Source organism: Streptomyces sp. NPDC007872, from assembly GCF_042868165.1.
GTDB lineage: Bacteria > Actinomycetota > Actinomycetes > Streptomycetales > Streptomycetaceae > Streptomyces.
Genome location: NZ_JBIAEA010000006.1, coordinates 255,584 through 279,597, shown reverse-complemented (window position 1 = coordinate 279,597; position 24,014 = coordinate 255,584). Strand labels below are relative to the sequence as shown.

Genomic DNA, 24,014 nt, shown 5'->3' with positions numbered 1-24,014 from the left:
ACGTACACTTGTCCGTCCAGCAGGCCGGTCCTCCTCCCGCACGGCGAGGAGGACCGGCCTTCTCGTCCCTTCATGGAGGTGTGCCGGATGACCAGTACGGTTCCCGCGTCCCTGTTCCGTACGAACGGCAGCTCCGCCCTCCAGGCGGTCTTCCTCGACATGGACGGGACCCTCGTCGACACGGAGGGCTTCTGGTGGGACGCGGAGGTCGAGGTCTTCGCCGACCTCGGGCACCGGCTCGACGAGGCCTGGCGGGACGTGGTGGTCGGCGGGCCGATGACCCGCAGCGCCGGCTACCTCATCGAGTCCACCGGCGCCGACATCACCCTCCCCGAGCTGACCGTCCTCCTCAACGAGAAGTTCGAGCAGCGCATCGCGCGGGGCGTCCCGCTCATGCCCGGCGCCGAGCGGCTCCTCTCCGAGCTGGCCCGGCACTCCATCCCCACCGCCCTGGTCTCCGCCTCGCACCGCCGGATCATCGACCGGGTCCTCGCCTCGCTCGGCCCCGACCGCTTCTCCCTCACCGTCGCCGGGGACGAGGTCGTACGGACCAAGCCGCACCCCGAGCCGTACCTGACGGCCGCCGAGGGGGTCGGGGCCGACCCCACGCTCTGCGCCGTCATCGAGGACACGGCGACCGGCGTCGCTGCGGCCGAGGCGGCGGGCTGCCGGGTCGTCGCCGTGCCCTCCGTCGCCCCGATCGCGCCCTCCCCGGGCCGGGTCGTCGTGCGCTCCCTCGAAGAGGTCGACGTGCCCTTTCTCCGCACATTGATCACGGGAATCTGAGCTTTCACTGAGCTTTCCCGCAGGAAAACGATCAGGCCATTTGCCGAAAAGGCCTCTGCGTGACCTTGGTCACTCAGAGTGCCGGACGGCAGGTGGCCTGTCTCCGTTCCTCATCCGGAATGTGCGCTTTCGGCGTCCCCATGTGCCCCGATTCGCTCGCGCCCGTCCGCATCGTCCGGCGCATGACTATCGAACCGCACGCATTCATGATCACTGTGCGATTACCCCGGCCCCCGGCGGTGGTCCGGCAATAGGGGCGCGGCCCACTAATCTTTCGCGAGTACTTCGCCGCATAACCGCGTGCACCGGCGCACACCCAAGTCGCCGTGAACACAGGACCGATCGCAACACCCGGCCCGATCGCTCCCGCCCCGACCGGGCGGCAGGCGGCGGAGTGTCACTGACCGCTGTAACCCAGTGCCGGATGAGGAGATCGTCCCCGATGAACCGCAAGACCCTGGTGCTCCCGGCCGTGGCCGGTCTGCTCGCCCCCCTGCTCGCCGCCTGCGGCGGCTCCGAGGGCGACCGGGCCATCGTGGTCGGCACCACGGACCAGTTCGTCGCGACCGAGGACGCCCCCGCCCCGCTCGACCCGGCCTACGCCTACGACACCGGCGCCTGGAACGTCCTGCGGCAGACCGTCCAGACCCTGCTGCACGTGCCCCGGGAGGGTGGCGAGCCCGTCCCCGAGGCGGCCGAGAGCTGCGGCTTCTCCGACAAGGCCAGCGAGAGCTACCGCTGCACGCTCCGCTCCGGCCTCACCTTCGCCGACGGCACCCCCGTCACCGCCGAGGACGTCAAGTACTCCATCGAGCGCGTCCTGAAGATCAAGTCGGACAACGGAACGGCCGCCCTCCTCGCGAACATCGACACCGTCGAGGTCCAGGGCACCGACGGGATCGTCTTCCACCTCAAGACCCCCGACGCCACCTTCCCGTACAAGCTCTCCACCCCGGTCGCCGGCATCCTCAGCAAGGACAAGTACGCCGCCGGCGAGCTCCGCGACGGCTTCGACGTCGACGGCTCGGGCCCGTACACCATGAAGGTCGAGCGCGAGGGCGACAAGGTCAGCCGCTTCGTCTTCACCAGGAACCCGAAGTACAAGGGCGACATCACCGCGCGCAACGACAGGGTCGAGCTGCGCCCCTTCGCCGACTCGACCGCCATGGGCAAGGCCCTGGAGAGCGCCGACATCGACATGATGGCCCGCTCCCTGTCGCAGAAGCAGATCAAGGACCTCACCGAGAAGCCCAAGGACGGCATCCAGATGGTCGAGGTCCCCGGCCTGGAGATCCGCTACCTCGGCTTCAACACCAAGGCCCCCTCCGTCGAGCAGAAGGCCGTGCGCCAGGCGATGGCCGCCGTCGTCGACCGGGGCGCCCTGGTCAACCTCGTCTACGGCCCCACCGCCCAGCCGCTCTACTCCCTGATCCCCTCCAGCATCACCGGCCACGCCACCCCCTTCTTCGACGCGTACGGCGAGCCCGACCGCGACCGGGCCGCCCGGATCCTGGAGAAGGCGGGCGTCAAGACCCCCGTCAAGGTGACCCTGAACTACACCACCGACCACTACGGCGCCGAGACCGCCCAGGAGTTCGCGGCGCTCGGCAAGCAGCTCACCGCCAGCGAGCTCTTCGACGTCACCGTCAAGGGCGCCGAGTGGTCCACCTTCCGCACCGCCCAGAAGCGCGGCGACTACGCCGTCTACGGTCTCGGCTGGTTCCCCGACTACCCGGACCCGGACAACTACATCGCGCCCTTCCTGGACAGCGACAACTTCCTCAACACGCCGTACGTGAACAAGGTCGTCCGCGACCAGCTCATCCCGCGCTCGCGCCGCCAGGCCGACCGCACCGCCGCGGCCCCCGTCTACGCGCAGATCCAGAAGATCGTCGCCGAGGACGTCCCCGTCCTGCCCCTGTGGCAGGGCAAGCAGTACGTTGCCGCCCGCAACGACCTCAACGGAGTCGAGTACGCGCTCAACACCTCCTCCGACCTGCTGCTCTGGGAACTGGGTCGCGGCACCGCCTGACCCCTTCGTTGTCCCGGCCGCGCGCCCGCGCGGCCGGTCTGGCAAGAGATCAAGAGGCACGACTGTGAAGGCACACAACAAGTGGCTGACGGCCCCGCTCGCCGCCGGCCTGTCCGCCGCCCTCCTCAGTGGCTGCGGCACCGAACAGGGCGGCGGCTCCGGCGGCTCCGGTGACGGCATACGCGTCGGCATGTCCGACGAGATCCTCGCCACCGACCCGGCGGCCGGCTACGACCCCGGCTCCTGGCTGCTGTTCAACAACGTCTTCCAGTCCCTCCTGGCCTTCCCCAAGGGCGGTCTCGAACCCGAGCCCGAGGCCGCCGACGAGTGCGCCTTCTCCGCCGGCAGCAAGGTCTACACCTGCACCCTGCGGGACGGCCTCACCTTCTCCAACGGCAACAAGCTGACCTCGGAGGACGTCAAGTTCTCCTTCGAGCGGGCCATCAAGATCGCCGACCCGAACGGTCCGGCGCCCCTGCTCGCCGGCATCGACACCATCGACACCCCCGACGAGAAGACCGTCGTCTTCCGCCTCAAGGTCCCCGACGCCACCTTCCCCAACAAGATCGCCTCCGGCGCCGGCTCCATCGTCGACCACCGGGACTACCCCGCCGACGCGCTGCGCACCGACGGGAAGGCCACCGGCTCCGGCCCCTACAAGCTGGACTCCCTCAGCGAGACCGAGGCCACCTTCTCCGCCAACTCCTCCTACCGCGGCACCGCCAAGCGCAAGGGCGACGCGGTCACCCTCAAGCTCTACCGGGGCGACCGCTCCGCCCTCGCCAAGGCCCTCGCCGACGACCAGATCGACGTGGCCTACCGAGGCCTCTCCGCCGGTGACATCGCCGCCCTCGAAACCTCCGACACCACCGACGACCGGGGCATCGAGGTCGTCCAGGGCAGCAGCGCCGAGGTCCAGCACCTCGTCTTCAACATGAAGGACCCGGTCGTCGGCAAGCTCGGCGTCCGGCAGGCCATCGCCCACCTCGTCGACCGCGAGGCCCTCGTCGAGGACGTCTACAAGTCGACGGCCACCCCGCTCTACTCGATCGTCCCGGCCGGCATCAACGGCCACAACACCGCCTTCTACGACACCTACGGCGCCCCCGACGCGGCCAAGGCGAAGAAGGCCCTGCGCGCGGCCGGCATCACCGACAAGGTGAAGCTCACCCTCTGGTCCACCCCCAGCCGCTACGGCCCGGCCACCGACCAGGAGCTCAAGGCCATCGCCGGCCAGCTCAACGCCAGCGGCCTCTTCGAGGCCGACGTCAAGTCCGTCGCCTTCGAGCAGTACGAGAAGGACATCGCGGCCGGCAAGTACGGCGTCTACGTCAAGGGCTGGGTCCCCGACTACCCCGACGCCGACAACTTCACCGCCCCCTTCTTCGGCAAGGGCAACGTCCTCGGCAACCACTACGAGAACGCCGAGATCACCGGCAGCCTCCTCCCCAAGACGGCCGCCGCGGCCGACCGCGCCGGCACCGCCGACGAGTACGCGAAGGTCCAGGACATCGTCGCCGAGGAACTGCCCCTGCTGCCGCTCTGGCAGGGCAAGCAGTACGCCGTCTCCCGCACGGGCGTCACCGGCCTCGAATGGACCCTCGACGCCTCGACCGTCTTCCGCTTCTGGGAGCTCCGCAAGAGCTGACGCGGGACAGTCCCCCCACGGCGGAGGGGCCCGGCGCGGACGCGCCGGGCCCCTCCGCCGTCCTCCGCGCCGCTACTGGTTGCCGCCGGGCCGCACCAGACCGCTCTCGTACGCGTACACCGCCGCCTGCACCCGGTCCCGCAACCGCAGCTTCGTCAGCACGTGGCCCACGTGCGTCTTCACCGTCGTCTCGCTGACGAACAGGTCCGCCGCGATCTCCGCGTTCGACAGGCCCCGGGCCACCAGCTTCAGCACCTCCACCTCACGGTCGGTCAGGGTGCCCAGCGTGTCCGGCACCTGCTCCTCACCCGTCGGCAGGTGCGCCGAGTACTTGTCGAGCAGCCGGCGCGTGATCGACGGCGCCAGCATCGCCTCGCCCGCGGCCACCACCCGGATCGCCTGCACCAGCTCGTTCGCCGGGGCGTCCTTCAGGAGGAAACCGCTCGCCCCGGCCCGCAGCGCCTCCACCACGTACTCGTCCAGGTCGAAGGTGGTCAGGACGAGGACCTTCGCCGGACCGTCCCGGCCCGGACCGGTGATCTGCCGGGTCGCCTCCACCCCGTCCATCCGCGGCATCCGGATGTCCATGAGCACCACGTCCGGCTGGAGGGCGCGCACCTGCTCCTGCGCCTGGAGGCCGTCCCCGGCCTCACCCACCACCGCGATGTCCTGCTCCGCCTCCAGAATCATCCGGAAGCCGGTGCGCAGCAGCGGCTGATCGTCGACCAGGAGGACGCGGATCGTCACGGGGGCTCCTTCACGGGGCTGGACCCACGGGGTTCACGGTCCTGACCGGTCCCCGGGGTACGGGCGGGCCCCTACGGTGCGGGCGGGGCCGGGTCCATTCTGCCCTGCCCGGATTCGCCCGACTCCGGCGGCCGCACCGGAACGATCTCCAGCGGATAGACCGGGGGAGTCCCGCCGAACTCCGGACAGACCGCCTGGTGGTCGCACCAGCCGCACAGCTTCGTCGGCCGCGGCCGCCAGTCGCCCGTCTCCGTCGCCAGCCGGATCGCCTCCCACAACGCGAGCAGCTTCCGCTCCACCCGCAGCAGGTCCGCCTCCACCGGGTCGTACGTCAGCACCTCCCCGCTGCCCAGGTACACGAGCTGGAGCCGCCTCGGGACCACGCCCCTCAGCCGCCGCACCACGAGCGCGTAGAAGGTCATCTGGAACAGCGCGCCGTCCCGGTACTCCGGCCGCGGCGCCTTGCCCGTCTTGTAGTCGACGATCCGCACGTCGCCCGAGGGCGCCACGTCGATCCGGTCGATCACCCCGCGCAGCCGCAGCCCCGAATCCAGCTCCGTCTCCACGAACAGCTCGCGCTCGGCCGGCTCCAGGCGCGTCGGGTCCTCCAGCGTGAACCACCGCTCGACCAGCCGCTCCGCCTCGCCCAGCCAGCCCGCGAGGCGCTCCCCTTCCGGATCCTCCGCGAACAGCTCGCCCAGCTCCGGCTTCGACGCCAGGAGCCGCTCCCACTGCCCCGGCACCATCGCCTTCGCCCGCGGCGCCGTCCGCTCCGCCGCCGGATCGTCGAAGAGCCGCTCGAGCACGGCGTGCACCAGCGTGCCCCGGGTCGCCGCCGGACTCGGCTTCTCCGGCAGCCGGTCGATCACCCGGAACCGGTACAGCAGCGGACACTGCATGAAATCGCTCGCCCGCGAGGGCGACAACGACATGGGCGGTCTCGGGGGTGTCTTGTCGATCATGCCGGGCTCGCGGTGTCCGGTGCCGCACCTCGCCGCGTTGTCGTCACTCGCCATGGCTCCGCCATGCCTCCCTCCTCCGCCTCGCGAGGCACGGCACCGGACACCGCTCCCTGATCCGGCCCGATCGACAAGACACCCCCGGCTCCGCCGGCACCCGCTCGCTCGTACTCATGACCACGACCCTACGACCCGCCACCGACAACCGGACGCATACCATCGACCCGGGACCCCGTCGCACTGCATGATCGAACCGTGACGCACCGACGCGGGTCACACCGGCGCGACGAAAGGAACCCGTGAACCAGGACGAGCCCAAGCCGCAGCGGACCGAGGAGCCCGGCGGAGGCATCCTCATGGGCCGACCCTTCGGCGTGCCCGTCTACGTCGCCCCTAGCTGGTTCCTGGTCGCCGCCCTGATCACCTGGGTCTTCGGCGACCAGATCGAACGCGTCCTGCCCCACCTCGGCGCCGCCCGCTACCTCGTCTCCCTCTTCTTCGCGGTCGCCTTCTACGCCTCCGTGCTCGTCCACGAGCTGGCCCACACGATCGCCGCGCTCCGCTTCAAGCTGCCCGTGCGCCGCATCCAGCTCCAGTTCTTCGGCGGCGTCTCCGAGATCGAGAAGGAGAGCGAGACCCCCGGCCGCGAGTTCGTCCTCGCCTTCGTCGGCCCCCTCCTCTCCCTCGTCCTCGCCGGCCTGTTCTACCTCTCCCTGTACGCCGTCGAGCCCGGCACCGTCCCCGGCGTCCTCCTCGCCGGCCTGATGATCTCCAACCTGATCGTCGCCGTCTTCAACCTGCTCCCCGGCCTCCCGCTCGACGGCGGCCGGATGCTCCGCGCCGTCGTCTGGAAGATCACCGGCAAGCCCATGAGCGGCACCGTCGCCGCCGCCTGGGTCGGCCGCGCGCTCGCCGTCCTCGTCCTCGTCGGCCTGCCCCTGCTGACCCGCACCGGCCTCCTCGGCAACTCCACCGAGGACATCAGCGGCTTCGACACCGTCACCGACGCCCTGCTCGCCGCGATCCTCGCCGCCATCATCTGGACCGGCGCCGGCAACAGCCTCCGCATGGCCCGGCTGCGCGAGCACCTGCCCGAGCTCGGGGCCCGCTCCCTCACCCGGCGCGCCATCCCCGTGGAGCCCGTCACCCCGCTCTCCGAGGCCCTCCGCCGCGCCAACGAGTCGGGCGCCCGCGCCCTGGTCGTCGTCGACGCCGCCGGCGAGCCCACCGGCATCGTCCGCGAGGCCGCCATCGCCGCCGTGCCCCAGCACCGGCGCCCCTGGGTCGCCGTCAGCACCCTCTCCCAGGACCTCGCCGACGGCATGCGGGTCCCGGCCGAGCTCACCGGGCAGCCCCTCCTCGACCACCTCCGCGCCAGCCCGGCCACCGAGTACCTGGTCGTCGAGGAGACCGGCGAGATCTACGGCGTCCTCTCCACCGCGGACGTCGAACGGGCCTTCGTCAGGGCCATGGCACGACCGGGTTCCTGACCCCGGTACTCTGGTCACATGTCCGAACCGACCGGTGCCGCCCGCCGACGCGGGCCCTTCAAGGTCGGGGACCAGGTTCAGCTGACCGACCCCAAGGGCCGTCACTACACGTTCACGCTCGAAGAGGGAAAGAACTTCCACACCCACAAGGGTTCTTTCCCGCACGACGAACTGATCGGTGCCCCCGAGGGCAGCGTTGTCCGCACCACCGGAAACGTCGCCTACCTCGCGCTGCGCCCCCTGCTCCCCGACTACGTCCTGTCCATGCCCCGCGGCGCCGCCGTGGTCTACCCCAAGGACGCGGGGCAGATCCTGGCCTTCGCCGACATCTTCCCCGGCGCGCGCGTCGTGGAGGCCGGGGTGGGCTCGGGATCGCTGAGCAGCTTCCTCCTGCGCGCCATCGGAGACAGCGGCATGCTGCACTCCTACGAGCGCCGCGAGGACTTCGCCGAGATCGCCAAGGGCAACGTCGAGCGCTACTTCGGCGGCCCCCACCCCGCGTGGCAACTGACCGTCGGCGACCTCCAGGACAACCTCTCCGACGCCGACGTCGACCGCGTCATCCTGGACATGCTGGCCCCCTGGGAGTGCCTGGAGGCCGTCTCCAAGGCCCTCGTCCCCGGCGGCATCCTCTGCTGCTACGTGGCGACTACCACCCAGCTCGCCCGCACCGTGGAGTCCATCCGCGAGTTCGGCTGCTACGCCGAGCCGCAGCCCTGGGAGTCCATGATCCGCAACTGGCACGTGGAGGGCCTCGCCGTCCGCCCCGACCACCGCATGATCGGCCACACCGGCTTCCTCGTCACCGCCCGCCGCCTCGCGGACGGGGTCGAGCCCCCGATGCGCCGCCGCCGCCCCGCCAAGGGCGCCTACGGCGAGGACTACGAGGGCCCCAACAAGGGCTGACGTCCCGACATCCGCGGCACGCCGCCGCCGAGTTCCCGCCCCCGGGAGGAACTCGGCGGCGGCGTCCTCATGTTCGAGACCTCCGGGAAAGGGTTCGAGACCCGGGGGAGGGCCGGGGCCCCGGGAGCGGTCCGGGCCCCGGGGAAGGATCCGGGGCCCCCGGGCAGGTCCGCGCCCCCGGCGCCGGCCCACGGGATCGGGAAGGCGGCGCGGCCCCGCCGGGAGACGGCCGTCCGCCGTTCACCCCACGTGTTCCGTCCCCCTGTGACGTGTGGCACGATGCCGGAAACCCTCGCCGCACCACCCCACAGGAGACGTCTCGCGTGCAGCTCCCCGCCGCCCCGGACCTCGCCGACCTCGCGCACACCCACGCCGGGCCGATGCACTGGCTGGCCACCGCCACCGCGACCGCCGCGGTCGTCGCCCTCGCGGGACTGTTCCAGCCGGGTCCCGCCGGGGCCACCGTCACGGCGGCCCCCGCCCCGCGCCCGGCACCCGCGCCCGAGGCCGCGGCGGCCTCCTACCCCCTGGAGTGCGCGGGAGCCCCCCACACGGTCGCCAAGCGGGCCTCCGGGGACCTCGACGGCGACGGGACCCCCGAGACCGTTGCGGTCGTGCACTGCGAAGCCGGCTCCGGCACCCCGCCGAGCGGCGTCTACGTCCTCACCCGCGGCCGGGGGACGAACGCACCCGCGCGCGTGGTGGCCACCCTCGTCGCGCCGGACCAGCACCGGAGCGTCACCGAGCTGGCCGTACGCGACGGGACGGTGTTCGCCACCCTGCTCGGCTACTCGTCCCTCGACGTGCCCCGCTGCTGCCCGGACGAGAAGGAGCAGGTGAGCTGGCGCTGGCGGAGCGGCGCCTTCGTCCGCGCCGGCCGGGACGAGGCGCGGAGCGCCTGACCCGTCACTCCGCGTCGGGGCCGTACACCTCGACCTTGTCCGCGACCCGGCGCACGTGGATGCAGTCGCCCGGGCACTCCTTCGCGGAGTCCACCACGTCCTGGAGCAGCGGGAGCGGCACGGGGGTGGTGGCGCCCGTGTCCTGGAGGAGCTCGTCGTCGGCGCTCTTCACATAAGCGAGCCCGTCGATGTCGAGCTCGAAGACCTCGGGAGCGTACTGCGCGCAGATCCCGTCCCCGGTGCACAGGTCCTGGTCGATCCAGACCTCCAGGGCCTCGTCGGCGCCCGTCGCCGGGGCCTCGTTCTGCACGGTCATATCTCCTGCCGTTTCTGCTTCGCGCGTTAAGTCGGGCCACCCTTGGCGGGTGTTGGCCAATGACGACGATACAACCGCCCGCTTTCAGACGGTGAAGGGTGGGTATTCCCCTGGCGAGAGGGGAAGCGCAAGGGTGAAGATCGGACACACCCCGGAGTCTTTTTGATCTAGGGGTTTCAATCGCCACCCACGCAGGTAGGGTCAGGAAGCGTCCAGCTCCCCTTGGAGGAGGTGAGGACCGTGGCAGCCCACGACGACGACATCAACCGCGGCATCCGGCCGGGGCGAGGGTCTGAAGACCCCGCCGGTCAGGTTGCCTATCTCGAGCAGGAAATCGCCGTCCTGCGCCGCAAGCTCGCCGACTCTCCGCGCCATACGAGGATTCTCGAAGAGCGGATCGTCGAGCTGCAGACCAACCTGGCCGGCGTGTCCACGCAGAACGAACGCCTGGCGAACACGCTCCGTGAGGCCCGCGACCAGATCGTGGCCCTCAAGGAGGAGGTCGACCGGCTCGCGCAGCCGCCGGCCGGCTTCGGTGTCTTCCTGCAGGCGAACGAGGACGGCACGTGCGACATCTTCACGGGTGGTCGCAAGCTCCGGGTGAACGTCAGCCCGAGCATCGAGCTCGAAGAGCTCCGGCGCGGCCAGGAGGTCATGCTCAACGAAGCGCTCAACGTGGTCGAGGCCATGGAGTTCGAGCGCGCCGGCGACATCGTCACCCTCAAGGAGATCCTCGAGGACGGCGAGCGCGCCCTGGTGGTCGGGCACACGGACGAGGAGAGGGTGGTGAGGCTCGCCGAGCCCCTGCTGGACGTCACCATCCGCTCCGGCGACGCCCTGCTGCTCGACCCCCGGTCCGGCTACGTGTACGAGGTGGTCCCCAAGAGCGAGGTCGAAGAGCTCGTCCTCGAAGAGGTCCCGGACGTCGACTACGAGAAGATCGGCGGTCTGGGCAACCAGATCGAACTGATCCGCGACGCGGTCGAGCTCCCGTACCTCTACCCGGACCTCTTCAAGGAGCACGAACTGCGGCCGCCGAAGGGCATCCTGCTCTACGGCCCGCCCGGCTGCGGCAAGACGCTGATCGCGAAGGCCGTGGCCAACTCCCTGGCCAAGAAGGTCGCCGAGGTGACCGGTCAGCCCGCGGGGAAGTCCTACTTCCTCAACATCAAGGGCCCCGAGCTCCTCAACAAGTACGTCGGCGAGACCGAGCGGCACATTCGCCTCGTCTTCCAGCGTGCGCGGGAGAAGGCGAGCGAGGGCACTCCCGTCATCGTCTTCTTCGACGAGATGGAATCCCTCTTCCGCACCCGCGGATCCGGTGTCAGCTCGGACGTGGAGAACACCATCGTCCCGCAGTTGCTCGCCGAGATCGACGGCGTGGAGGGCCTGGAGAACGTCATCGTCATCGGCGCCTCCAACCGCGAGGACATGATCGACCCCGCGATCCTGCGGCCCGGCCGGCTCGACGTCAAGATCAAGATCGAGCGTCCGGACGCGGAGGCGGCGAAGGACATCTTCGCGAAGTACCTCACGGGCAACCTGCCGCTGCACGAGGACGACGTCTCCGAGCACGCCGGCTCCAAGGCCGCCGCGGCCCACGGGATGATCCAGTCCGTCGTCGAGCAGATGTACGCGGAGTCCGAGGAGAACCGCTTCCTCGAAGTCACGTACGCCAACGGCGACAAGGAAGTCCTGTACTTCAAGGACTTCAACTCCGGCGCGATGATCCAGAACATCGTCGACCGGGCCAAGAAGATGGCCATCAAGGCCTTCCTCGACCACAACCAGAAGGGCATCCGGGTCTCCCACCTCCTCCAGGCGTGCGTGGACGAGTTCAAGGAGAACGAGGACCTGCCCAACACCACCAATCCCGACGACTGGGCCCGCATCTCCGGAAAGAAGGGCGAACGGATCGTGTTCATCCGCACGCTCGTCACCGGAAAGCAGGGCGCGGACACCGGGCGCTCCATCGACACGGTGGCCAATACCGGCCAGTACCTGTAGAACGCCCACCGGCTGCGGATGTCCGGAGACCGGGCATCCGCAGCCGACGCATTCCGTCCAGCATTTCCCCGGCACCACGGGCTCAGGGAAATACCGCAAACGATCTCCCCACCAGCGCGGAGCCGCTCTAGGCTCTTCGGTACCGCCGAGTCGCGCACAGTGAGCGCCGCCGGGCAAGGAGGGCCGCATGACCGTACGGCGAGTAATGGGCATCGAGACGGAGTACGGGATCTCCGTCCCCGGACACCCGAACGCCAATGCCATGCTCACCTCGTCCCAGATCGTCAACGCCTACGCGGCGGCGATGCACCGGGCGCGCCGCGCCCGCTGGGACTTCGAGGAGGAGAACCCGCTGCGGGACGCCCGCGGCTTCGACCTCGCCCGCGAGGTGGCCGACTCCAGCCAGCTCACCGACGAGGACATCGGCCTCGCCAACGTGATCCTCACCAACGGGGCCCGGCTCTACGTGGACCACGCCCACCCGGAGTACAGCTCCCCCGAGATCACCAACCCCCGTGACGCCGTCCTCTGGGACAAGGCCGGCGAGCGGATCATGGCCGAGGCGGCCGAGCGCGCCGCCCAGCTTCCCGGGGCCCAGCCCATCCACCTGTACAAGAACAACACCGACAACAAGGGCGCGTCCTACGGCACGCACGAGAACTACCTGATGAAGCGGGAGACCCCCTTCTCGGACATCGTGCGCCACCTGACCCCCTTCTTCGTCTCCCGCCAGGTCGTGACCGGCGCGGGCCGCGTCGGCATCGGCCAGGACGGGCGGGAGAACGGCTTCCAGATCAGCCAGCGCGCCGACTACTTCGAGGTCGAGGTGGGCCTGGAGACCACCCTCAAACGGCCCATCATCAACACCCGGGACGAGCCGCACGCCGACGCCGAGCGCTACCGCCGCCTGCACGTCATCATCGGCGACGCGAACCTCTCGGAGATCTCCACCTACCTCAAGCTGGGCACCACCGCGCTGGTCCTGTCGATGATCGAGGACGGCTTCATCACCGTCGACCTCGCCGTCGACCAGCCGGTGCGCACCCTCCACCAGGTCTCGCACGACCCCTCGCTCCAGTACCTGATCACGCTCCGCAGCGGCCGGACACTCACCGCCGTACAGCTCCAGATGGAGTACTTCGAGCTGGCCAGGAAGTACGTGGAGGAGCGGTACGGCGCGGACGCGGACGAGCAGACCAAGGACGTCCTGGTCCGGTGGGAGGACACCCTCAACCGGCTGGAGAACGATCCGATGAGCCTGGCCGGCGAGCTCGACTGGATCGCCAAGCGGGAGCTCATGGAGGGCTACCGGCGCCGCGACGGCCTGGACTGGGACGCCGCCCGGCTGCACCTGGTGGACCTCCAGTACGCGGACGTGCGCCCCGACAAGGGCCTCTACAACCGTCTGGCGGCCCGCGGGCGCATGAAGCGGCTCCTGGACGAGACCGAGGTGCAGCGGGCCCAGACGGCGCCTCCCGAGGACACCCGGGCCTATTTCCGGGGCCGCTGTCTGGAGCAGTACGCGGACGACGTCGCCGCGGCCTCCTGGGACTCGGTGATCTTCGACCTGCCGGGCCGGGACTCGCTCCAGCGCGTCCCGACCCTGGAGCCCCTCCGGGGCACCAAGGCGCACGTGAAATCGCTCCTGGACCGCTGCCGCACGGCGGAGGAACTGGTGCGCGTGCTCTCGGGCAACTGAACCGGGAGCCCCGGAGAAGCCTGAAACGCCCCGGTGCTGGGAATCATGGAACCAGTGCCCGGGCTTGTGGAAACCACGAGGCCGAAGACGGACCCTGCCTATAGGGTCTGATCTTGCAAGGACTCAACCGAGCGGGCCGATTCGAGCGGGGTGAGGGATATGGCGACCAAGGACACCGGCGGCGGACAGCAGAAGGCGACGCGCTCCACGGAGGAGGTCGAGGAGACCACCACGGAGGCGAGCTCCGACCTCCAGGAGCGCCAGGAGAAGCTGAGCGAGGACGTGGACTCCGTCCTGGACGAGATCGACGACGTCCTGGAGGAGAACGCCGAGGACTTCGTTCGATCGTTCGTGCAGAAGGGCGGCGAGTAGCCGCCTCGCGCACCTGTCGTCCTCCGTCCCCGGAGCCCCGGACGAAGCCGTGGGTCCGGGGACGGATGACAGGCCGTGGCACGGGTAAGGTCCGTGCACAGCAAGCAAGATCGGCCCGCGCTCCGCACGGCGGGCCGACTCTCCCACCCGGAAGGAATCGCGTGGAAGCCAACCCTCGTAGCACCGGGCGTCTGCCGGCGGCCTTCCTGACGCCGGGCTCGTCCTCGTTCATGGACTTCCTGTCCGCGCACTCGCCGGATCTGCTCCCCGGCAACCGGAAGCTTCCGGAGGGCATCGTCGAGGCCCCCCACGGCACGACCATCGTGGCCGCCACGTTCCCCGGCGGAGTCGTCCTCGCCGGCGACCGCCGCGCGACCATGGGCAACATGATCGCGCAGCGGGACATCGAGAAGGTGTTCCCGGCCGACGAGTACTCCGCGGTCGGCATCGCCGGCACCGCCGGCCTCGCGGTGGAGATGGTCAAGCTGTTCCAGTTGGAGCTGGAGCACTTCGAGAAGGTGGAGGGCGCGACGCTCTCCCTGGAGGGCAAGGCGAACCGCCTGTCCACCATGATCCGCGGCAACCTCGGCATGGCCATGCAGGGCCTCGCCGTCGTGCCGCTCTTCGCGGGCTGGGACGAGGGCAAGGAGAAGGGCCGGATCTTCTCCTACGACGTGACCGGCGGTCGCTCCGAGGAGCACGGCTTCGCCGCCACCGGCTCGGGTTCGATCTTCGCGCGCGGTTCGATGAAGAAGCTCTACCGCGACGACCTCACCGAGCAGCAGGCCACCACGCTGGTCGTGCAGGCGCTGTACGACGCGGCGGACGACGACTCCGCGACCGGCGGCCCGGACCTGGCCCGCCGGATCTTCCCGATCGTCACCGTCATCACCGAAGAGGGCTTCCGCAGGCTCACCGAGGCCGAGTCCTCCGAGCTGGCCCGGTCGGTCACCGAGCGACGGCTCGAGCAGCCCGACGGGCCGCGCGCCGCCCTGCTCTGACCACTCGTCGCTCCAGAAGCCCAGAAGAAAGGGACGGACCGCCGGTGTCCACTCCGTTCTACGTCTCACCCCAGCAGGCCATGGCCGACCGGGCCGAGTACGCCCGCAAGGGCATCGCCCGCGGCCGCAGCCTCGTCGTCCTCCAGTACACCGACGGCATCGTCTTCGTCGGTGAGAACCCGTCCCGGGCCCTCCACAAGTTCAGCGAGATCTACGACCGGATCGCCTTCGCGGCCGCCGGCAAGTACAACGAGTACGAGAACCTGCGCATCGGCGGCGTGCGCTACGCCGACCTGCGGGGCTACACCTACGACCGGGACGACGTCACCGCGCGCGGCCTGGCCAACGTCTACGCGCAGACGCTCGGCACCATCTTCTCCAGCGCGGGGGAGAAGCCGTACGAGGTGGAGCTGGTCGTCGCCGAGGTCGGCACCGAGCCGGAGGGCGACCAGATCTACCGCCTGCCGCACGACGGCTCGATCGTCGACGAGCACGGCTCGGTCGCGGTCGGCGGCAACGCCGAGCAGATCAGCTCCTTCCTGGACCAGCGGCACCGGGACGGCATGTCCCTGGCCGAGGCCCTGAAGCTGGCCGTGCAGGCGCTCTCGCGGGACACCAACGGCAGCGAGCGGGACATCCCCGCCGAGCGCCTAGAGGTGGCGGTCCTGGACCGCACGCGCCCGCAGCAGCGCAAGTTCAAGCGGATCGTCGGCCGGCAGCTCTCCCGCCTCCTGGAGGCGGACAACGCGGCGGTGACGAAGACGGACGAGCCCTCCGACGAGGCTCCCGAGGAGTAGACGGCACCGCCCGAGGGGCTCCGGTGCGCGCGAGCGACCGGGGCCCCTCGGCGCGTCTTCCTCCGAGGAGTCCGGAGGGGCCTCAGGAGCCCGGGGCGGGCCCCGAGGAGCCCCGGGGGACCAGGGCGACGGGAAGGGTGTCCGGGCGGTGCGGTTCGCCCGCGAGGACGGCGAGGAGCGCCTCCATGCCCCGCCGGCCGAACTCCTCGGCGGGGAGTCGGACGGTGGTGAGCTCCGGCTCGACCACCGTGGCCAGGGCCATGTCGTCGAAGCCGGTGACCGACAGGTCCTCGGGGACGCGCAGACCGAGCCGGCGCGCGGCCTTGTAGACGCCGGCCGCCAGGATGTCGTCGTCGCAGACCACCGCCGTGGGGCGGGGCCCCGGGGCGGCGAGGGCCCGGGCCGCCGTCTCCCGCGCGTCCGCGACGTTCAGCGCCGACCGCACGGTGCGCACGTCCGTCCCGCGCAGCGCCCGGGCGAGCGCCTCGGCCCGGGCGTCGAAGGTCCAGGACGGGGCCGCGGACGCCAGGTGCAGGAAGCGGCGGTGGCCGAGGCCGAGCAGGTGCTCGGTCACCCGGCGCATGCCGTCCGCGACGTCGAGGTTCACGTGGGCGGCGGCGCCGGTGCCGGCCGGGTCGCTGTCGAGCATGACGAGCGGGAGGTCGGTGCCCCGGAAGGCCTCCAGGGCGTCGGTCGCCATGGAGGAGGCGATCACGCCGTCGAGGGCGGCCTGCGCGGAGGCGAAGGGGTCCCGGGCCGGGCCCACGCCGTCGGGGGAGGGGTAGAGGACGACGCCGAAGCCGTGCCGGGCCGCCGCCGCGGCGGCGCCCGTGTAGACGTGGGCGAAGAACTCGTTGGTGAGGGCCGGGACGACGAGCAGGGCCGTCCTGGTGCGGCCGAGCCGGAGGTTGCGGGCGGCCAGGTTGGGCCGGTAGCCGAGCTCCCGGGCGGCCTCCCGCACGGCGCCCGCGGTGCGCTCGGAGACCCGGCCGCGCCACTTGTCGCCGAGCACCAGGGAGACGGTGGCCTGCGAGACGCCCGCGACCCGGGCGACGTCCCGGCTGGTCGGGCGGGTGCCGCCGAGCGGCTCCGGGGTCTGCACACAAGCCTCCGCGTCGGACGGTCCCAGGGGCGCGGGGTGGACCCGCGCGCAGTCGACATGGTACGTATGACGTCGGACGTTATACGTAAAACCTCGGCGGGTCCGGGGCGAGGGGAGACCGACATGGCCACCGAGGCACCGGCACGCGGGGGCTATCTCGACATACTCCGGGCGCCGCACGCGGCCCGGCTCCTCGCCGGAACCCTCGTGGGGCGCCTGCCCAACGGCACCGGCCCCGTCGCCCTCACCCTCTTCGTCCGCGACCAGGGCGGCAGCTACACCCTCGCCGGCGGCCTCATCGCCGCCTACGGCGTCGCCACCGCCCTCGGCCAGCCCCTCCTCGGCCGGGCCGTCGACCTCAAGGGCCAGCCCCGGGTGCAACTGCCCGCCGCCGTCCTCTCCGCCCTCGGCATGGCCCTGCTCGCCCTCACCGGCATCGGACACCTCGGCCTCGCCTACGCGGCCGTCGTCCTCGCGGGGCTCTTCACCCCGCCCCTGGAGGGCGGGCTGCGGGCCCTGTGGCCGAGCGTCCTCGGCCGCGAGGACCGGGTCCACCGCGCGTACGCCCTCGACGCGGTCGCCCAGGAGGTCATGTTCACCGTCGGGCCCCTGCTGCTCACCCTCCTGGTCTCCCTGTGGTCGCCCGCCGCCGCCCTCCTCGTCATCAACGCCCTCGGCGTCCTCGGGGCCCTCGCCGTCGTCCTCTCCGAGCCCTCCCGCGCCTGGCGCTCCGGGCCCCGCGAGGCCCACTGGCTGGGCGCCCTGCGCTCGCCCGGCCTCCTCGCCCTCCTCGGCTCCTTCTTCTTCGTCGGCCTCGCCCTCGGCTCCATCACCGTCGCCGCCGTCGCCTACGCCGACGACCGCGGCGCCCCCGCCGTCTACGGCTGGCTGATGGCCGCCCTCGGCCTCGGCGCGCTCCTCGGCGGCGTCGCCTACGGCGCCCGGCAGTGGGCCGGGGCGCCCGAGCGGCGCCTGCGCGTCCTCGTGCTGCTCCTCGCGGTCTGCTACCTGCCGCTGGTCCTCGTCCCGGGCCCCGTCGCCATGACGGGCCTCTCGGTCCTCTCGGGCGTCTTCCTGGCCCCCGCCCTCGCCTGCGCCTTCCTCGTCGTCGACCGGCACGCGCCGCGCGGCACCGTCACCGAGGCCTTCTCCTGGCTGGTCACCACCTTCGGCGTCGGCTCGGCCCTCGGCTCCGCCGTCGCGGGACCCGCCGTCGAACTCGCCGGAACCGCGTCCGGCTTCGCGGTGGCCGGGGCGGGCGGTCTCGTCGCCTTCGCCGTCCTCCTCGCCACCACCCGCGTCCTGGACGCCCCGACGCCTTCCGCCGTCCCCGCCGCCGGGGCGCGACACGCCGCCGGTGCGGACGCTCCCGCCGCCGCGCACGGCGAAAAGAACGCGCCCTGATCGGAAAATGATCCGAACGTGAGTGTCCAACCCGGTTTCAGCACAGGCCCTCGGGCGTAATGTTCAGACATGGACCGCCGCATTTTCGGGCTGGAGAACGAGTACGGCGTCACGTGCACGTTCAGGGGACAGCGCCGACTGTCTCCTGACGAAGTGGCGCGCTACCTCTTCCGCCGTGTCGTGTCATGGGGCCGCAGCAGCAATGTCTTCCTGCGGAACGGCGCCCGCCTGTACCTCGACGTGGGTTCGCATCCGGAATACGCCACACCGGAATGCGACGACGTGACCGAACTGGTCACCCACGACAAGGCCGGCGAGCGCATTCTCGAAGGCCTGCTCGTCGACGCCGAACGCCGCCTGCACGAGGAGGGAATCGCGGGCGACGTCTACCTCTTCAAGAACAACACCGACTCGGCCGGAAACTCCTACGGCTGCCACGAGAACTATCTCGTCGCCCGCCACGGCGAGTTCTCCCGGCTCGCGGACATCCTCATTCCCTTCCTCGTCACCCGGCAGCTCATCTGCGGTGCGGGGAAGGTCCTCCAGACCCCGCGCGGCGCGGTCTACTGCGTCTCCCAGCGCGCCGAGCACATCTGGGAGGGCGTCAGCTCCGCCACCACCCGCTCGCGCCCCATCATCAACACCCGGGACGAGCCGCACGCCGACGCCGAGCGCTACCGCAGGCTCCACGTCATCGTCGGTGACTCGAACATGTCCGAGACGACCATGCTGCTCAAGGTCGGCGCCACCGACCTCGTGCTCCGCATGATCGAGGCCGGCACCGTGATGCGCGACCTGACCCTGGAGAACCCCATCCGGGCGATCCGCGAGGTCAGCCACGACATCACCGGCCAGCGCAAGGTCCGGCTCGCCAGCGGCCGCGAGGCCTCCGCCCTGGAGGTCCAGCGCGAGTACTACGAGAAGGCCGTGGACTTCGTCGACCGCCGCGGCATCCGCAGCGGCACCGTCGCCCAGGTCCTGGAGCTCTGGGGCCGTACGCTCGACGCGATCGAGGCCGAGCAGCTCGACCGCATCGAGACCGAGATCGACTGGGTCATGAAGTACAAGCTCATCGAGCGGTACCGGGCCAAGCACAACATGACCATGTCGAACCCGAGGGTCGCGCAGATAGACCTCGCCTACCACGACATCCACCGTCGCCGCGGGCTCTACTACCTGCTCCAGAAGAACGGGCAGGCGGCCCGGATCTGCAACGACCTGAAGATCTTCGAGGGCAAGTCCGTGCCTCCGCAGACCACTCGGGCCCGCCTCCGCGGCGACTTCATCCGCCGCGCCCAGGAGCAGCGGCGGGACTTCACCGTCGACTGGGTCCACCTCAAGCTCAACGACCAGGCGCAGCGCACGGTGTTGTGCAAGGACCCGTTCCGCTCCGTCGACGACCGGGTGGAGAAGCTGATCGCCGGCATGTGACGGGACCACCGCAAGGGTGAAAACACGGTACGCGAGGTCGGGTCCGGCGCACCGGGCCCGACCTCCCGTTCCGAAGGCCGCGCCCCGCCGGAGGCGCGGCCCCGGTTCCGTCCGTCGAGTACGGCGGAACCCCTGCGGGGCAGGGGCCGCACCGTAGAGTGTGGACGTTCCCATGGCCCCGACTCCCAGTTGGACTGATGAACTACAACACGAAGCGACGCATCGCCGCTCTCTTTGCCGTGCCCGTCCTGCTGCTGACCGCCGCGTGCGGTTCGGACTCGGAGAAGGACGGCGCCTCGGACGGCACGGTGGCCGAGGTCAAGGGGAAGTTCGGCGCCCAGCCCGACGTCGTCGTCCCCAAGGACGCCAAGGCCGCCGACAAGACGGTGATCGAGACCGTGACGGAGGGCAGCGGGGCGACGGTCAAGAAGGGCGACTTCGTCAGGCTGGACTGGACGGTCGAGAAGTGGCAGGACGGCAAGCCGCTCGGCGGCACGTGGGGCCAGCAGACGCCCGCCGCCAAGGGAGCGCACCCGCAGTCCGTCGAGCGACTCGGCCAGCCGAGCCAGCAACTGCCGGAGAAGGTCCTCAACGCGGTGGAGGGCAAGAAGGCCGGCTCCCGCATCCTCGTCCAGGGCACGGCGGGCGAGCTGGTCGGTGAGAACCTGAACCCGCAGTCGGGCCTGAAGGCCACCGACACCCTGGTCTGGGTCGTGGACGTGGCCGGAGCCGCCACGGTGGACTCCAAGGCCGAGGCCAAGGGCACCCAGGCGGCGCCCGAGGCCGGCATGCCCGAGGTGAAGGCCCCCTCGCAGGCCGCCGCGACGATCACGATCCCGAAGGGGCAGAAGGCCCCCACCGAACTGAAGCAGCAGGTGCTCATCAAGGGCACCGGGCCGAAGGTCGAGGCCGGACAGGGGCTCGTCGCCCAGTACACCGGTGTGAAGTGGGAGGACGGCAAGAAGTTCGACTCCTCCTGGGACCACGGGGGCGCCACCGCCTTCCAGATCGGCACCGGATCGGTCATCCAGGGCTGGGACAAGGCCCTGGTCGGCAAGAACGTCGGTGACCGCGTGCTCCTGGTGATCCCCCCGGCGCTGGGCTACGGGGCCAACCCGAGCAGCGAGCTGGCGAAGAACACGCTGGTCTTCTCCGTCGACATCCTGGGCGTCGCCTGATCGGCTGCCCGACCACCGGCCGGACCGTCGATCCGATCACCGGTCCGACCGTCGATCCGATCAGCGATCCGATCATCGATCTGTGAGACTGTTCCGGATCGACGCACCACAAGAAGGAGCACACAGCAGTGAGTATCGAGAAGCCCGAGGTCGACTTCCCGGGCGGCGAGCCGCCGAAGGACCTGGAGATCAAGGACATCTGGGAGGGCGACGGCGAGATCGCCGAGGCCGGCGACGCCGTGCAGGTCCACTACGTGGGCGTGGCCTTCTCCACCGGCGAGGAGTTCGACGCCTCCTGGAACCGCGGCACCCCGCTCGGTTTCCAGCTCGGCATCGGCCAGGTCATCGCGGGCTGGGACCAGGGCGTCCAGGGCATGAAGGTCGGCGGCCGCCGCCAGCTCGTCATCCCCGCGCACCTCGCCTACGGCGACCGCGGCGCCGGCAGCGCCATCGCCCCGGGCGAGTCGCTGATCTTCGTCTGCGACCTCGTGGCCGTCGGCAAGCGCTGACCCGGCCCCACGAGGCATCGAGGGCCCCCGCCGTCCACGGCGGGGGCCCTCGGCTTTGGTTCCCGGGCCCCCTGGGCGGTACGGTCGGACGTCCGGGAAGCGGAACAGGCGGAAGAGGTGCGGGGCGTCGATGGCGATTGCCAAGTCCGAGCGGCTGATGAATCTCGCGCTGTGCCTGCTCGGGACGCGCCGCCCGCTCAGCAAGCGCGAACTGCGCGGCTCCATCGAGGCGTATCTCGAAGCGAGCGGCGAGGACGCCTTCAACCGCATGTTCGAGCGCGACAAGGACGACCTCCGCGAGCTCGGCCTCGTCATCGAGACCGTCGAGAACCTGGACGGCGAGACCGGCTACCTGGCCCGCCGCGACTCCAACCGGCTGCCGCCCATCACCCTCGACGCCGAGGAGGCCGCCGCACTCGGCCTCGCCGCCAAGGTCTGGCAGCAGGCCCGCCTCGCCGGGGCCGCCAGCGGCGCCCTCCAGAAGCTCCGCGCGGCCGGCATGCCCGAGGCGGAGGACTCGTACGACGTCCAGCCCAGCGCCCTCGAACCGCGCATCCCGGTCCGCGAGGCCGCCTTCGAGCCCCTCATGCTGGCCTGCCGCGACCGGCGGCCCGTCGTCTTCGACTACCGCAAGGCCAACGCCGCCCGGCCCGGGACCCGCCACGTCGAGCCCTGGACCCTCGAGTGCTGGCGCGGCCACTGGTACCTCGCCGGCTGGGACCGCGACCGCGGCGCCGAGCGCGTCTTCCGTCTTTCCCGGATCACCGGCAAGGTCCGCTCCCGGGCCGGCGCCTTCACCGCGCCCGTGCCCGACGTCGTCACCGTCCGGGAGACCGTCGAGAGCTGGGCCGGCGAGACCGCCACCCGCTCCGCCCGGATCCGCCTCCGCGCCGGTGCCGGCTATCCGCTGCGGGCCCGCGCCCAGTCCGTGCGGGAGGGCGCCGACGGCTGGGACGAGCTGGAGATCCCGTACGGGCACGGCCTCGACGCCTGGCTCGTCGAGTTCGGCCCCGACGTCGTCGTACTGGAACCGGCCGACCTGCGGACCGACGTGGTGGACCGGCTGCGCGCCGTGGCCAAGAACTGAGGGGGAGACGGACGCATGGCTGCCAACGCGATCGACCAGACGAGGCGGATGCTCTCCCTCGTCACCTACCTGCGCGAGCGCCCCGGCGCCCACGTCGCCGACGTGGCGCGCGCCTTCGGCATCACCGAGGACGAGCTGATCTCCGACCTGGACGTGCTGCCCATGTGCGGCACCAGCTTCCGGGGCGGCGACCTCCTCGACATCGACACCGACGGCGACCGGATCTGGTGGCACAACCCCGACGACGTCGCCGCCCCGCTGCGGCTCGCCGCCGACGAGGCGACCGCCCTGCTCGTCGCCGCCCGCGCCGTCGCCACCCTGCCGGGGCTCCGCGAGGGCGACCGGGAGGCCCTGCTGCGCGCCACCGCCAAGCTGGAGGCCGCGGCCGGCGAGGCCGCCGGGGCCAGCGCCCGGCTCTCGGTGACCTTCGAGGCCGAGGGCGGGGTCTTCGCCGAGGTCGACCGGGCGATCTCGGAGCGCCGCCGCCTGTGGGTGCGCTACTACTCGCCCGCCCGCGACGAGCTCACCGAGCGCGAGGTCGACCCGATCCGGCTCTTCGCCGTCGGCCACACCTACATGGAGGCGTGGTGCCGCCTCTCCGAGGCACGCCGCACCTTCCGGCTCGACCGGGTCGCGGAGATCCGCCTCCTGGACGAGCCCGCCGCGCCGCCGGAGCTGGAGCTGCGGGACCTCTCCGAGAACCTGGTCCAGCCCTCCGCCGACGACCCCGAGGTCGTGGTCGAGGTCGGCCCCGGGGGCCGCTGGGTCGCCGAGTACTATCCGCACGACCGGGCCGACGAGCTGCCCGACGGCGGTCTGCGGATCACCCTGCGCACGCCGGACCCCGCCTCCCTGCGCCGGCTCGCGCTCCGTCTCGGCAGCGACGGGCGCATCGTCGCACCGGCCGAGCTCGCCGACAGTGCCAGGACGGCGGCGACCGCCGCCCTCGCCGCGTACGAGAACGCGTGAGGCACGGCGGGGACGGTCCGGGCCGGGCGACCCGGGACGGGCGCGGTGAGCGGTCCGGGAAGAAAGAGATGAGGGAGATGTCCGTGATGCACGGTTTTGCGGCGACAGTGGCCCCGGTCCTCTTCAAGGCCGCCTGCCCCGACTGCCGTTCCCGCTTCGAACTCTCGGCGAACGCCCTGCGCCTCGCCATCGGGGCCAGCCGTCGCACCACCTTCTACTCCTTCACCTGCCCCGAGTGCGGAAGCTCCGTCCGCAAGCCCGCCGGCGAGCGCATCGTCGAACTCCTCACCGGCGGCGGCGTCCGGACGCTGCGCCTCCACACCACCGTCTGACCCGCCCGCCGCCGCCCACCGTCTAGGCTCGCCCCATGTTCTGGCCCATGCTCGCCATCGCCCTCGGCTTCCTCGGCCTCGCCGTCCTCGGCGTCCTCGCCGTCAAGGTCTTCCTGGAGGTCCAGCGCCTCGGCCGTCAGGTGGCCCGCACCAGCGAACGGATCGCCCGGGCCGCCGAAGAGCTCGAGGACGCCGCCACCGACCTCGCCCGGACCGGCGAGACGCTCCGCTGAACCCGTGCCGTACGCTGCGGGAGGCGGCCCCGGCCGGGGCACGCGGGACGCAATCGGGAGTACGCACGGGCATTGCCCCCCGTTTACTCCTGCGGGTTACGATCGCA

Annotated in this window: 23 protein-coding genes; 19 read left to right on the top strand and 4 right to left on the bottom strand. The window is 71.2% G+C overall.

The window, feature by feature from the left end:
• Positions 1-87: 87 nt before the first annotated feature.
• From ACFYNX_RS23155 to ACFYNX_RS23145, 3 genes are all read left to right on the top strand, one after another.
• Positions 88-786 carry an HAD family hydrolase gene (locus ACFYNX_RS23155; protein WP_388663717.1) on the top strand — a complete coding sequence of 233 codons (699 nt, stop codon included), beginning with the start codon at positions 88-90 and terminating at the stop codon, positions 784-786.
• A 442-nt stretch (positions 787-1,228) separates the two neighbouring features.
• Entirely contained in the window at positions 1,229-2,818 is a 1,590-nt protein-coding gene (locus ACFYNX_RS23150) for an ABC transporter substrate-binding protein (protein WP_365540007.1), read from the top strand.
• 64 nt (positions 2,819-2,882) lie between these two features.
• On the top strand, positions 2,883-4,466 hold the full coding sequence (locus ACFYNX_RS23145; RefSeq protein ID WP_388663715.1) for an ABC transporter substrate-binding protein: 1,584 nt from the start codon (positions 2,883-2,885) through the stop codon (positions 4,464-4,466).
• Positions 4,467-4,538: 72 nt separating this feature from the next.
• Here the strand turns inward: ACFYNX_RS23145 and ACFYNX_RS23140 are convergent, their stop codons facing one another.
• Positions 4,539-5,213 (bottom strand): response regulator transcription factor, encoded by a 675-nt coding sequence (locus ACFYNX_RS23140; protein ID WP_030213079.1) that lies wholly within the window; start codon positions 5,211-5,213, stop codon positions 4,539-4,541.
• Positions 5,214-5,284: 71 nt separating this feature from the next.
• A complete protein-coding gene (locus tag ACFYNX_RS23135) occupies positions 5,285-6,175 on the bottom strand; it encodes a RecB family exonuclease (protein ID WP_388663938.1) in 891 nt (296 codons plus the stop codon).
• Between the two features lie 353 nt (positions 6,176-6,528).
• On the opposite strand from ACFYNX_RS23135, the gene ACFYNX_RS23130 reads away from it, so the two are divergent.
• From ACFYNX_RS23130 to ACFYNX_RS23120, 3 genes are all read left to right on the top strand, one after another.
• A complete protein-coding gene (locus tag ACFYNX_RS23130; RefSeq protein WP_388663936.1) occupies positions 6,529-7,662 on the top strand; it encodes a site-2 protease family protein in 1,134 nt (377 codons plus the stop codon).
• Positions 7,663-7,680: 18 nt separating this feature from the next.
• Positions 7,681-8,568 carry a tRNA (adenine-N1)-methyltransferase gene (locus ACFYNX_RS23125; protein ID WP_383402348.1) on the top strand — a complete coding sequence of 296 codons (888 nt, stop codon included), beginning with the start codon at positions 7,681-7,683 and terminating at the stop codon, positions 8,566-8,568.
• Between the two features lie 323 nt (positions 8,569-8,891).
• Positions 8,892-9,470: a hypothetical protein gene (locus tag ACFYNX_RS23120; protein WP_388663712.1), complete on the top strand. Its 579-nt coding sequence runs from the start codon at positions 8,892-8,894 to the stop codon at positions 9,468-9,470.
• A gap of 4 nt (positions 9,471-9,474) precedes the next feature.
• Here ACFYNX_RS23120 and ACFYNX_RS23115 read toward each other — a convergent pair whose 3' ends face one another.
• Positions 9,475-9,786: a ferredoxin gene (locus tag ACFYNX_RS23115; RefSeq protein WP_125659024.1), complete on the bottom strand. Its 312-nt coding sequence runs from the start codon at positions 9,784-9,786 to the stop codon at positions 9,475-9,477.
• A gap of 240 nt (positions 9,787-10,026) precedes the next feature.
• Here ACFYNX_RS23115 and arc point away from each other — a divergent pair, with 240 nt between their 5' ends.
• From arc to prcA, 5 genes are all read left to right on the top strand, one after another.
• The gene (arc, locus tag ACFYNX_RS23110) at positions 10,027-11,793 is read left to right on the top strand and encodes a proteasome ATPase (RefSeq protein WP_365540003.1); all 1,767 of its coding nucleotides are present in this window, start codon (positions 10,027-10,029) and stop codon (positions 11,791-11,793) included.
• 187 nt (positions 11,794-11,980) lie between these two features.
• Positions 11,981-13,492, top strand: a complete 1,512-nt coding sequence (gene dop, locus ACFYNX_RS23105; protein WP_365540002.1) for a depupylase/deamidase Dop — start codon at positions 11,981-11,983, stop codon at positions 13,490-13,492.
• Between the two features lie 159 nt (positions 13,493-13,651).
• Entirely contained in the window at positions 13,652-13,864 is a 213-nt protein-coding gene (locus ACFYNX_RS23100; protein WP_030213091.1) for a ubiquitin-like protein Pup, read from the top strand.
• A 161-nt stretch (positions 13,865-14,025) separates the two neighbouring features.
• Positions 14,026-14,865, top strand: coding sequence for a proteasome subunit beta (gene prcB / locus ACFYNX_RS23095; protein ID WP_125659031.1), 840 nt, complete (start codon positions 14,026-14,028; stop codon positions 14,863-14,865).
• A gap of 44 nt (positions 14,866-14,909) precedes the next feature.
• Complete coding sequence (gene prcA, locus ACFYNX_RS23090) at positions 14,910-15,662, top strand: proteasome subunit alpha (RefSeq protein ID WP_365540001.1); 753 nt, start codon at positions 14,910-14,912, stop codon at positions 15,660-15,662.
• A gap of 82 nt (positions 15,663-15,744) precedes the next feature.
• On the opposite strand, the gene ACFYNX_RS23085 is transcribed toward prcA, so the two are convergent.
• Positions 15,745-16,764 carry a LacI family DNA-binding transcriptional regulator gene (locus ACFYNX_RS23085; protein WP_388663708.1) on the bottom strand — a complete coding sequence of 340 codons (1,020 nt, stop codon included), beginning with the start codon at positions 16,762-16,764 and terminating at the stop codon, positions 15,745-15,747.
• Between the two features lie 123 nt (positions 16,765-16,887).
• Here ACFYNX_RS23085 and ACFYNX_RS23080 point away from each other — a divergent pair, with 123 nt between their 5' ends.
• The 8 genes from ACFYNX_RS23080 (at position 16,888) to ACFYNX_RS23045 (ending at position 23,907) form a co-directional block, all read left to right on the top strand.
• Positions 16,888-18,168 (top strand): MFS transporter, encoded by a 1,281-nt coding sequence (locus ACFYNX_RS23080; protein WP_365539999.1) that lies wholly within the window; start codon positions 16,888-16,890, stop codon positions 18,166-18,168.
• Between the two features lie 69 nt (positions 18,169-18,237).
• Entirely contained in the window at positions 18,238-19,599 is a 1,362-nt protein-coding gene (pafA, locus tag ACFYNX_RS23075) for a Pup--protein ligase (RefSeq protein WP_365539998.1), read from the top strand.
• Between the two features lie 197 nt (positions 19,600-19,796).
• Positions 19,797-20,777, top strand: coding sequence for an FKBP-type peptidyl-prolyl cis-trans isomerase (locus tag ACFYNX_RS23070; protein ID WP_365539997.1), 981 nt, complete (start codon positions 19,797-19,799; stop codon positions 20,775-20,777).
• Positions 20,778-20,905: 128 nt separating this feature from the next.
• Positions 20,906-21,286 carry an FKBP-type peptidyl-prolyl cis-trans isomerase gene (locus ACFYNX_RS23065; protein WP_365539996.1) on the top strand — a complete coding sequence of 127 codons (381 nt, stop codon included), beginning with the start codon at positions 20,906-20,908 and terminating at the stop codon, positions 21,284-21,286.
• A 130-nt stretch (positions 21,287-21,416) separates the two neighbouring features.
• Entirely contained in the window at positions 21,417-22,373 is a 957-nt protein-coding gene (locus tag ACFYNX_RS23060) for a WYL domain-containing protein (RefSeq protein ID WP_365539995.1), read from the top strand.
• A gap of 15 nt (positions 22,374-22,388) precedes the next feature.
• A complete protein-coding gene (locus ACFYNX_RS23055) occupies positions 22,389-23,342 on the top strand; it encodes a WYL domain-containing protein (protein WP_365539994.1) in 954 nt (317 codons plus the stop codon).
• A gap of 68 nt (positions 23,343-23,410) precedes the next feature.
• On the top strand, positions 23,411-23,674 hold the full coding sequence (locus ACFYNX_RS23050) for a hypothetical protein (RefSeq protein WP_125659056.1): 264 nt from the start codon (positions 23,411-23,413) through the stop codon (positions 23,672-23,674).
• A gap of 35 nt (positions 23,675-23,709) precedes the next feature.
• A complete protein-coding gene (locus ACFYNX_RS23045; protein WP_356546274.1) occupies positions 23,710-23,907 on the top strand; it encodes a hypothetical protein in 198 nt (65 codons plus the stop codon).
• Positions 23,908-24,014: the final 107 nt, after the last annotated feature.